Genomic DNA, 3,699 nt, shown 5'->3' on the forward strand with positions numbered 1-3,699 from the left:
TCCTGCACTAGGCCAAGCAGGTGTTAATTTCGTTGCTTTCACAAAAGAATTCAACGAACGTACTGCTAAACAAGCGGGCTTGATCATTCCAGTAGTTATTAACGTATATGAAGATCGTAGCTTTGACTTCGTCACAAAAACTCCACCAGCTGCAGTATTGTTGAAAAAAGCTGCAGGTATTCCAAAAGGTTCTGGTGTACCTAACCGTGATAAAGTAGCTAAAGTAAGTCGCGATAAAGTTCGTGAAATTGCTGAAACAAAAATGCCTGATTTGAATGCTAATACCGTAGAACAAGGTATGCGCATGGTAGAAGGTACTGCTCGCAGCATGGGCATTGAAATCGTTGACTAATAAGCGTACGATTGGTGCATAGGCGCTAATCGGTGGGAGGGAATTCCCGTTTGACCACATAAGGAGGATATTATAATGGCAAAAGTAGGTAAGAAATACGCTGAAGCAGCAAAACTTATTGAAGCTGGTAAATTTTATGAGCCAGTGGAAGCAATTGAGCTTGTTAAGAAAACTGCAACTGCAAATTTCGATGAAACAGTTGAAATCGCTTTCAACTTGAATGTCGACCCTAAATACGCTGATCAACAAGTTCGTGGTGCAGTAGTATTGCCTCATGGTACTGGCAAAACTAAACGCGTTCTTGTATTCGCAAAAGGCGACAAAATTAAAGAAGCTGAAGATGCTGGCGCAGATTTCGTTGGTTCTGAAGAGTTGGTAGCAAAAATCCAAGGTGGTTGGAGTGACTTCGACGTAGTAGTTGCTACACCTGACATGATGGGCCAAGTAGGCCGTCTTGGTAAAATCTTGGGTCCAAAAGGTTTGATGCCAAACCCTAAAGTTGGTACTGTAACTCCAGACGTTGCTCGTGCAGTAAACGAAATCAAAGCTGGTAAAATCGAATACCGTACTGATAAAGCAGGTATTATTTCTTGCTCCATCGGTAAAGCGTCTTTCGATGATGAAAAATTACTTGACAACTATCGTACAATCGTTGATACTATTATCAAGGCTAAACCTGTAGCTGCTAAAGGTCAATATATTAAATCTGTAACTTTGGCTTCTACAATGGGCCCTGGTGTGCCTTTGAATGTGTTCAAATTGAGCGCAGTTTCCAAAGAGCAATAATCACATATGTCTCTTAGCTGTAGACGGCAGGTATGTATAATGGATGAAAATCCGCCCGCTGAGGCTGACACCTAGAATAAACTGGGATAGTTACGACCTCATCGGCAACGGTGAGGTCTTTTTACGCTAAGATAGTACATAGAGCACCACAAAAATCTATAAGGAGGTAATCTAATGGCTGTCACTGAATCAAAAAAAGCAATTGTTGCTCAAATGAAAGAAACTCTTTCCGAAGCAAAAGGTGCTGTATTGATTGGTTACTCTGGTTTGACTGTAGCTCAAGCTACTGATCTTCGTCGCAAAATGTTGGCTGAAGGTGTTGAATACAAAGTAATCAAAAATACTTTGACTCGCATTGCTGCAAACGAATTGAATCTTGAAGGTTTCACTGAGCATTTGGAAGGCCCAACTGCGTTGGCTACTTCTAAAGAAGATGCTGTTGCACCTGCTCGTGTAATCGAACAATTCATTAAAGCTACAGAACAAGAAGTTGTTACTGTTAAAGCTGGTATCGTTGAAGGCGAAGTTATGGATGCTGCTCAAGTTAAAGCAATTGCAAACCTTCCAAATCGCGATGGTATGCTTTCCATGTTGCTTTCCGTGTTGCAAGCTCCTGTTCGCAACGTTGCATACGCTGTCAAAGCTGTTGCAGAAGCTCAACCAGCAGAAGCTGCAGAATAATATCTGCAAATTATCCGCTAGTCGCTTAGTACTAGCTCAATAAAAACTATTTTATGGAGGAAATCTAAAATGGCATTGAACATTGAAAACATCGTTGCTGAATTGAAAGAAGCAACTATCCTTGAACTTAATGATCTTGTAAAAGCAATCGAAGAAGAATTTGGCGTAACTGCAGCAGCTCCTGTAGCAGTAGCAGCAGCTGGTGATGCTGGTGCTGGCGCAGCTAAAGATTCTTTTGACGTAATCTTGAAAGATGCTGGCGCATCTAAAATCAACGTAATTAAAGTTGTTCGTGAAGCAACTGGTCTTGGCTTGAAAGAAGCTAAAGCTATCGTTGACGGCGCTCCTGCACCTGTAAAAGAAGGCGTTCCAACTGAAGCAGCTGAAGCTTTGAAAGCTCAATTGGAAGAAGCTGGCGCATCCGTAGAATTGAAATAATTCTTAGCCCTAACATATTAAGGCGTACCGAGAGGTACGCCTTTTTTGTATAATCAAATACATACTTGTTTCGTCCTATAGCGGGTTCTATAATCCCTAAATGTGGCTTATAGGACAAAAAGTGTGTGTAAAAACCCTTATAATACTAGTAAATATCTAGTGTTATAAGGGTTTAATCTTTTTCTGGAGAAGTTTGAGGGTGGACAAAAAGTGTGGGTGAAAACATCAATTAACCCTTGTAATGACTGACTAAAATGAGGTTATATCTTCCTATATATGAACAAATATGGAGGAAGAGTTTATGCGACAAATAAAATGTCCTGATTGTAATGAAAAATGTATTAAACATGGTGTTTTAAAATCTGGTTCTCAGCGTTGGTTTTGCAAACATTGTAAGGTGGCATTTACCGTTAAAATTAATAATTTAAGTAAAGAGTTAAACTTATTCTTGAATTGGTTATTCAGCACCGATATTCAAGCTGATATGCCTGGTAAAGGTCGTACATTCAGGCGTAAAACCGCTAAATTTTGGTCCATATGGCCATTGCCACCAAAAGTGGAAGAAGTACATGATGTGGTATATCTTGATGGAATTTACTTAGCTAGAAATTTATGTGTGTTGATTTGTTGCAATGATACTCATGTTCTAGGATGGTATGTCTGCCGTTATGAGCATGCTAGATCTTGGCAGTGCTTAATGGAACGGATTGCTGAACCTAAAGTCGTTGTATCTGATGGTGCTAATGGTTTACCTAAAGCATTACGGAAAGTTTGGCCTCATAGTAGCCACCAAAGATGCCTATTTCATATTTTTTGTCAGGTTAGACGATATACGACAAGTAGACCTAAAACGTTAGCAGGAAAGGACCTTTATACTCTTGCTAAAGATTTATTTAATGTGAAAACAATGGATCAAGCTTTTATATGGATTAATAAACTTTCAGCGTGGCGAATGACATATTCTGATTTTTTACGAGAAATGACGATTGATGAATTTGGAAACAAACGCTCTACACATGAGCGTTTGCTTAAAGCTGAATCATCATTATGGCGTCTGATTAGGCAAGAAACTTTATTTACATTTTTGGAATGTATTGATATTACAATACCTACAACAAATAATCGTATTGAAGGTGGAATAAATGCTCAACTAAGAAGTATGTTACGGGCTCATAGGGGCCTTTCACTTGAAAGAAGACTAAAAGCGGTCTATTGGTGGTGCTATATGCACTCACCAAGACCGCTTTCTATTTCAGATATATTAAATTGTATGCCTACAGATGAATCGATTGCTGCTATCTACAAACGGTTATCTGATTATTGTCAAATAGATCGTTCAATCCCTCAATGGGGTGATGCTCCTGTTTGGAATGAGCTACATATGTCTACAGATTTTCCAACTTATTGGGATTAGTCACACACACTTTTTGTCCTATAACCCG

General features: G+C 39.3%; 5 protein-coding genes. All 5 read left to right on the forward strand.

Annotated elements, in window-relative coordinates; all coding sequences use genetic code 11:
• On the forward strand, nt 1-352 hold a 352-nt coding region (rplK, locus tag VIR50_RS09075; protein WP_331934813.1), incomplete at its 5' end, for a 50S ribosomal protein L11.
• A gap of 75 nt (nt 353-427) precedes the next feature.
• Nucleotides 428-1,138: a 50S ribosomal protein L1 gene (gene rplA, locus VIR50_RS09080; protein ID WP_127134205.1), complete on the forward strand. Its 711-nt coding sequence runs from the start codon at nt 428-430 to the stop codon at nt 1,136-1,138.
• Between the two features lie 174 nt (nt 1,139-1,312).
• Nucleotides 1,313-1,819, forward strand: a complete 507-nt coding sequence (gene rplJ, locus VIR50_RS09085) for a 50S ribosomal protein L10 (protein ID WP_127134204.1) — start codon at nt 1,313-1,315, stop codon at nt 1,817-1,819.
• 75 nt (nt 1,820-1,894) lie between these two features.
• A complete protein-coding gene (gene rplL, locus VIR50_RS09090; protein WP_320854357.1) occupies nt 1,895-2,257 on the forward strand; it encodes a 50S ribosomal protein L7/L12 in 363 nt (120 codons plus the stop codon).
• Nucleotides 2,258-2,558: 301 nt separating this feature from the next.
• Nucleotides 2,559-3,671 carry an IS1249 family transposase gene (locus VIR50_RS09095; RefSeq protein ID WP_331934814.1) on the forward strand — a complete coding sequence of 371 codons (1,113 nt, stop codon included), beginning with the start codon at nt 2,559-2,561 and terminating at the stop codon, nt 3,669-3,671.
• Nucleotides 3,672-3,699: the final 28 nt, after the last annotated feature.

Source organism: Prevotella sp. (assembly GCF_036570325.1).
Lineage (GTDB): Bacteria > Bacteroidota > Bacteroidia > Bacteroidales > Bacteroidaceae > Prevotella.